At 43.7% G+C, this 6,219-nt stretch carries 10 protein-coding genes; 8 read left to right on the top strand and 2 right to left on the bottom strand.

The genetic code is table 11. The annotated features are described in order from the left end of the window. From IH879_17900 to IH879_17865, 8 genes are all read left to right on the top strand, one after another. Positions 1-393 (top strand): methylated-DNA--[protein]-cysteine S-methyltransferase (locus IH879_17900; protein ID MCH7676797.1); only part of this gene is annotated, 393 nt, incomplete at its 5' end. A gap of 44 nt (positions 394-437) precedes the next feature. Next, positions 438-836: a peptide-methionine (R)-S-oxide reductase MsrB gene (msrB, locus tag IH879_17895; GenBank protein MCH7676796.1), complete on the top strand. Its 399-nt coding sequence runs from the start codon at positions 438-440 to the stop codon at positions 834-836. A gap of 157 nt (positions 837-993) precedes the next feature. Then, positions 994-1,326 carry a cupin domain-containing protein gene (locus IH879_17890; protein ID MCH7676795.1) on the top strand — a complete coding sequence of 111 codons (333 nt, stop codon included), beginning with the start codon at positions 994-996 and terminating at the stop codon, positions 1,324-1,326. Between the two features lie 208 nt (positions 1,327-1,534). After that, positions 1,535-2,530 (top strand): hypothetical protein, encoded by a 996-nt coding sequence (locus tag IH879_17885; GenBank protein MCH7676794.1) that lies wholly within the window; start codon positions 1,535-1,537, stop codon positions 2,528-2,530. A gap of 12 nt (positions 2,531-2,542) precedes the next feature. After that, positions 2,543-3,112 (top strand): sulfotransferase domain-containing protein, encoded by a 570-nt coding sequence (locus IH879_17880; protein MCH7676793.1) that lies wholly within the window; start codon positions 2,543-2,545, stop codon positions 3,110-3,112. A gap of 50 nt (positions 3,113-3,162) precedes the next feature. Further along, positions 3,163-3,591, top strand: a complete 429-nt coding sequence (locus IH879_17875) for a GNAT family N-acetyltransferase (GenBank protein MCH7676792.1) — start codon at positions 3,163-3,165, stop codon at positions 3,589-3,591. A 39-nt stretch (positions 3,592-3,630) separates the two neighbouring features. Beyond that, the gene (locus IH879_17870) at positions 3,631-4,551 is read left to right on the top strand and encodes a septum formation inhibitor Maf (GenBank protein ID MCH7676791.1); all 921 of its coding nucleotides are present in this window, start codon (positions 3,631-3,633) and stop codon (positions 4,549-4,551) included. Between the two features lie 69 nt (positions 4,552-4,620). Next, on the top strand, positions 4,621-5,169 hold the full coding sequence (locus IH879_17865; GenBank protein ID MCH7676790.1) for a TlpA family protein disulfide reductase: 549 nt from the start codon (positions 4,621-4,623) through the stop codon (positions 5,167-5,169). A 43-nt stretch (positions 5,170-5,212) separates the two neighbouring features. Here the strand turns inward: IH879_17865 and IH879_17860 are convergent, their stop codons facing one another. Together IH879_17860 and IH879_17855 are read right to left on the bottom strand one after the other, a co-directional pair. After that, positions 5,213-5,410, bottom strand: coding sequence for a hypothetical protein (locus tag IH879_17860; protein MCH7676789.1), 198 nt, complete (start codon positions 5,408-5,410; stop codon positions 5,213-5,215). 23 nt (positions 5,411-5,433) lie between these two features. Then, entirely contained in the window at positions 5,434-6,171 is a 738-nt protein-coding gene (locus IH879_17855; protein MCH7676788.1) for a hypothetical protein, read from the bottom strand. Positions 6,172-6,219 lie beyond the last annotated feature (48 nt).

Genomic DNA, 6,219 nt, shown 5'->3' with positions numbered 1-6,219 from the left:
GAATTAGAGATTACCGATTTAAAATCGGCCCCTCATTCAGAAGTCCCTGCTTGTTTAAAAGAATGCTTTGGGCAGCTTGATGAATATTTCTCTGGTGAGCTTAAGAATTTTTCTTTAACTTTAAATCCGCAGGGCACGGATTTCCAAAAGAGCGTTTGGCGGCAGCTTGTGAAGATTCCCTTCGGTCAGACGACTTCTTATTTGCACATCGCCACTGCAATTGGCAATAAAAAAGCGACTCGTGCAGTGGGCGCGGCCAACGGACAAAACCGAATTCCGATTATTATTCCGTGCCACCGGGTGATCGGCAGCGACGGCTCGCTCATCGGCTTTGGCGGCGGCATCTGGCGCAAGGAGTGGCTGTTGAGGCATGAGAAAGTGGTATTGGTTTGAAATGACTTGTTGTCGGCATTCGGAATTCTATAGGAGATAAAAGAATGAAACCCAAAATCACAAAAACCGAAGAAGAATGGCAGCAGCAACTTACTCCGGATCAATATACTGTTACCCGGCAAAAAGCGACCGAGCGGGCCTTCTCCGGGGAATATAACGACTGCAAGGACGAGGGCGTTTTCAAATGTGTTTGCTGCGGCGCTGAGTTGTTCAAATCAGACGACAAGTTCGATTCGGGGTCCGGTTGGCCGAGCTTTACAGCGCCGAAGAATGAAGAAAGCGTAAGCATCGAAGAAGATAACAGCCACTTCATGCGCAGAACCGAAGTCCTATGCCAAGCATGTGATGCTCACCTCGGCCACATTTTTGACGACGGCCCCGGGCCAACGGGCAAACGCTACTGCATAAATTCTGTCGCTTTGAAATTAGATAAGAAAGAATAATTACTATGTCTATTTGTCTTTGCGAGCGTTTCTCAGCGAAGCAATCTACAGATTAGACAGGCTTGGGATTGCTTCGGCAAAAGCTTGTCCTGAGCCAGTCGAAGGAACGCCTCGCAAAGACGCGACCATAGTTGTGCAACTACCGATTTGTGAATCTATGAACTCAATTAAACAAAACCTTTTCTCAAACATCCCTGAATCGTTTCCCGAGGAGATTTTTGAAACCCTGCTTGAGAACAACCGTTTTAAACTAGAACGGATTCTTTCCTCCGGTCAAGCAACTCCTGAAAACGACTGGTACGATCAAGAAAAGGACGAGTGGGTTGTTTTACTCAAAGGCAAAGCCGGCCTCCGCTTTGAAAACGAAAGTGAAGTCATTGAATTGACGCCGGGCGATCATCTCCTGATTCCGGCACATAAAAAGCACCGCCTCGAGTGGACGGACGAAAAACAAAAAACGGTGTGGTTAGCACTCCACTTTGATTCCTAAATAATAATGCATATAGGAATAAACCAGATATGAATGACAAAAGCCTGGTTTCGAGCGTCAGTAGTTGTCATTAAGTCATTTATTGTCATTGCTTAATGACCAAATGACTATGCAATGACTTTAATGACTATTCAGCATACCGGCAAACAAAATGCCAATTAGTTTTTGAACGTTAATTAGTATCACTGGTCTAGTAATCCTAAAGTAAATGCTGCACATTCTAAACGGCGACGCAACCGCAAACATTTTGAAAGAAACGGACCTTCCCGGGGAGCTTCTGCCCTGGCGGGAAGCGTTGGTCGCGGGTCCAACCCCGGGGGGTCTATCATTCGATGATTGGATTAATTTGCGGGCAAAGCATCTTGCCAGGGACTATGAGCAAACCGTTGATGAGTGCAAGGCATCGCTCTTAAATTTAGAAGAAGTTTTAAGAACTTTTTCGAAACATGAAGAAGTCGTTTTGTGGTTTGAACATGACCTGTTTTGTCAAATCAATTTAATTTATCTGCTGAATTTTTTCTCACAGCAGAAGGAAAACCAAACCGGGCTTTCGCTCATTTGCATCGACGATTTTCCGGGTATTGAGAACTTTAAAGGACTGGGTCAGCTCAACCCCTCCCAATTGGCTTCACTGTTTGAGCAACGTCAAAACATCACGCAAAATATGCTTGAACTTGGCCAGGGGGCCTGGGCTGCTTACTGTTCCCCCACTCCCACTGCAATCGAAACATTTCTGCAAAAAGACTGTTCGGAACTATCTTTTCTAAAAGAAGGGCTTCTGGCACATTTGGTGCGTTTCCCTGCACTAAAAAATGGTCTGGGTCGTGTAGAAAAAGTGGCTCTGGATTTAATCAACGGCGGCATCGATGAATTCAAACCCCTGTTCCCAATGTTCGGGGAACTCGAGCCGGTTTACGGATTTGGAGACGCCCAGTTTTGGAATCACTTAAAATGCCTCAGTAAATTAAAAGCGCCGCTGATCATAATTCTAGGAGTAAATGAAATAAACCGGGCTTTATCAAATGACGAGTTTACCAACTCCTTTTTTAAAGTGACGGAAAAAGGCAAAGCAATTTTAAATGGCGAAGAAGAATTGCAAGAAATCGACTCGTGGCTGGGTGGCGTACATTTGAACGGCGAAACAGATTTGTGGCGCTGGGATGAACAAAATCAACGACTTGTAAAAAAACCAGGAAAATCCTAAAATATGACAAATATGGAAAAGTTTATTACAATTGTTTCAGGGCTGCCTCGCTCCGGCACCTCGATGATGATGAAAATGCTCGAAGCGGGCGGAATCGAAATTCTCACCGACAATCTGCGCACGGCAGACGAAGACAATCCCAAAGGGTACTATGAATTTGAAGCAGTAAAACAACTCGAAGAGGATCAAGAGTGGCTGCCGGACGCGCAGGGCAAGGTCGTTAAAATAATTTCGCAATTACTGAAACCGTTACCCCAGGACTACAAATACAAGGTCATCTTTATGCACCGGAAAATGGCAGAAATTTTAGCCTCGCAAAAGCAAATGCTCATTCGGCGGGGAGAACCAACCGATGCGGTTGGCGATGAAACCCTTGCCGGGCTTTTTCAAAAGCACCTTTCACAAATTGAGGCCTGGCTGGCAGAACGATCAAATTTTGAAGTGCTTTATGTGCATTACAGTGAAGCGCTTGAAAAGCCGGCAGAAATCGCTGCGCAAATCAATGAGTTTTTGGGCGGCTTCCTGGAGGTCGAGCAGATGAAAAGTGTCGTTGATACATCTCTGCACCGGCAACGGGCTTAACGACTTCAAATCTTTAACAAGTTTCGAACCTATCAGAGGTTTTTAAAAAAATGGCCACACAATTCGAAAACAACGGCTACTTCATCAACACAGACAAATCAAAATTAGATTATGAAGTCGTGCACAACTTCATAACCAACTCCTACTGGGCAAAAGGAATCTCTTTTGAAGACGTAAAAAAAGGCATCGAAAACTCACTCTGTTTTGGAGTGTTCAAGAAAGAGTCTCAAATCGGGTTTGCAAGGGTTATTACAGATTATTCCAGACTTGCGCATTTAGCGGATGTCTTCATTTTAAAAGAATATCGAGGGTTGGGATTGGGAAAATGGCTAATGGAAAATATCATGAATCACTCCGAACTGCAGAGCATCAAAAACTGGACACTTCTTACAGAAGACGCACACGGACTCTATGGACAATTCGGGTTTCAAAACTTAAAGAATCCTGAAATTTATATGGAACTCATAAAACCACGTTAATCAAAATCATTTGGCCACAAAATAAAATGGAGTATTGAAATGAAATTACTTAATACCCTGAAGTTCATCTTCCTGCTTATTCTAACTTTCAATTTCTCAAACTGCTCATCAGCCGGCAGCAAGGAGAACAAAGCTGCGTCTACGGATCGGGATGCGTTTAACAAATATTGGTATGCCGGCAAAGCTGAAATCACCCGCTATGAATTAGACCAGGCACGCTACGGCGAAATCCGCAAAGGAGATGCGGTACTCATTTTTGTCACCGAGCCTTTTCTCACAGACAAGCAGGTCAAACATGAATTTGGCGATTCGAAGAATAGTACCTCCGTTTTAAAATTAAACTCAATCAAGAAATTTTATACGGGAATTTATCCTTATTCAATGATGACTTCGGTTTTTACGCCGGTGGAAGTCGACAAACAGTCTACTTTGAAAGTGACTTCTTCAAACCAGGAGTGGTGCGGCCAGACGTTTATGCAGCTCAACAATCGCAACGGCAAAATCGAGGGATTACTTCGCTCCTATTTTCAAAATGAAAGCGATCAAAACTTTAAATTAGACGCAGCACTTTTGGAAGACGAAGTCTGGACAAAAATTCGCCTGGCGCCGGAATCTTTGCCAACCGGTGAAATCGAAATAATTCCCGGTTTGCAGTTTGCTCGCTTGCGGCACACGCCATTGAAAGTTGAAACAGCAACTGCCAAACTCTCAGACGCAGGCGAACTGCTAGTGTACACAATTGCATACAAGAAACTCAAAAGAAAACTTGCCATTAAATTTGAAAAGGATTTTCCTCATAGAATTATGGAATGGGAAGAAAGCCAAATGAGCGGCTATGGCCCAAGTGCCAAAATGATGACGACGCGAGCAGTCAAAACGCATTCGATTTTGTTAGATTACTGGTCAAAAAACAGACTGTCCGACTCACACCTCAAAGACGAGTTAGGTCTGATTTACTAACCCCCTTAACACCATTTTCATGTTATATTTGGTAAAACTTATTGGAATTAGAAAAGAGAGGACTGTTGAATGAAAACCAAAGCGCTTTTTATCATCCCAATACTTTTTGCATTATCATTAGAAACAGAAGCCGTTAACCCCACACGTGGAATCTTAAATCAAAAGGCGCCTTCCTGGGAAGTTTCAGCTTGGTTTCAATTACCTGAGGATAAGAAATCTTTGGATGTAGCCGACTTTAAGGACAAAGTGATTTACTTGTACTGTTTCCAATCGTGGTGTCCGGGATGTCACAAGTATGGCTTTCCGACTCTTAAAGAAGTTATCAAACAATACAAAAATGATAAAGACGTTGCCATTGTCGCCGTGCAAACTACTTTTGAGGGTTTTTCTTCCAACGGCATTGAACAGGCCAAAGAAGTAGCCAAAAAGTATAAGTTAAACATACCCATTGGACAGAGCGGCACCCGCGGCCATCGGTCCAAGCTTATGGCCAGCTACCGTACCGGCGGAACGCCCTGGACAATTATCATAGACAAGCAAGGGGTTGTGCGCTATAACGATTTTCATATTTATCCGAACGATGCCGCGAAATTGATCGAACGCCTGAAGCAAACCTAGAAGATTGATTTTTTTGGGCAATTCCCACCCTTACTCTTGCTCTTCAATTCTCGAAGCGCTGTTTCACACGTCGTGCCCAAACTCCGGTTTGGCCACGCAATTGGGCGAGAAGCTCTGCTTCGACAAAACCGGAATACAGGAAGTGAAACTTCTTCTGCAATTGCGTTCCAAAGCTCGACCTTTGGAACGGGATTTTGCGAGTTACGATCTGTTCGAAACGCACATCTCTCTTTTCTTCCAATGAGAGACTTTATTAAAGAAACCTCAAACTGCGCCAGCTAAGCCTGGTTCTGCCGCAGCCGGCACTGTCACTTCCTCACTCTCCGTAGAAAGCTTGTTATATAAATTCAATTGACTCGCAAACAATGTTAAGCGCAAGGTCATGCGGAACATCATATAAGTCTGCTGAAGTAGAAATAAAGCGATGACAACCAACACATTAGGTGCAGCCAAAGCGTTGGAGATTGGGTTGTAAATTACGAGAACAACTGCTCCCGCTAAAAACAGGATAAATGTCAAACCAAATGTCCTACCGATATTCCCAAAGGCAAATTTAATTCCTCGCCACACCGAAACCCGCATTCTTTTTTCATCAGTAAGAACCGCGTGAATCCTTGCATAATCTAAAACAAGGCCAAATAATAAAATACTCAACGTGCGCAAGCCAAACTTAACCCACCCGCCCCAATAAGAAATGTTTTGATAAGGGACCTTGCCGAATATCAGCCTCTCTAACCCTGTTTCGATAAACTGAATGCAGAATAGGATTCCTAAAACCGGAAGACTCCAAAGGAAGATTCTAAAAAAGCGCCCGAAATATGTGGCTGCCCCATTCCAAAACATCGCTGCGGAATACTTTTCTCCTTTGACCAAAACTGAGAACGCACCACCTGAAAGAAACAATGAAAAAAGCCAGTAAACTGCCGGCACAACCAACACCATTCCAGTAAAAATAGACACAATATTTTGATTGTGAGTAAGAAGATCGAACAGGAAATCCATGTCTAAACGACCGGCAAGTTTTGCACCAATTAGAGTTTTGCATGGAAA

This window comes from candidate division KSB1 bacterium (assembly GCA_022562085.1).
GTDB lineage: Bacteria > Zhuqueibacterota > Zhuqueibacteria > Oceanimicrobiales > Oceanimicrobiaceae > Oceanimicrobium.
The sequence above is the reverse complement of the archived record's forward strand: the minus strand, read 5'-3'. Positions and strand labels throughout refer to the sequence as shown.